The sequence below is a fragment of the Leifsonia sp. SIMBA_070 genome, assembly GCF_046534635.1.
GTDB lineage: Bacteria > Actinomycetota > Actinomycetes > Actinomycetales > Microbacteriaceae > Leifsonia.
Window position 1 is genome coordinate 1 of record NZ_JAWRYK010000792.1, and the last position, 244, is coordinate 244.

Sequence of the window (244 nt, forward strand, 5' to 3'; positions counted from 1 at the left end):
GGTGCAGGCTGCCGGCCTCGCCGGCGACGAGGACGGCCTCGCCGAGGCGCTCGATGTCATAGAAGTGGAAGCCGAAGGCGTTCTCCAGGTGGCCGACCCGGGAGCGCCAGTTGGCGCCACCGTCATCGGTCTCGAGGATCAGCCCGTAGGCGCCGACGGCCATGCCGGACCGCTCGTCGTGGAAGGAAACGTCGAGCAGCGGGCGAGTGGGCCCCTCCTCGACGAAGGCCTGGGCGTCGTCGGC

Annotated in this window: 1 protein-coding gene; it reads right to left on the minus strand. The window is 71.3% G+C overall.

Translation table 11 applies throughout. The features are described from left to right. Positions 1–244, minus strand: a 244-nt coding sequence (locus SB754_RS22390) for a YCF48-related protein (RefSeq protein WP_410784477.1), incomplete at both ends; no start/stop codon positions are given.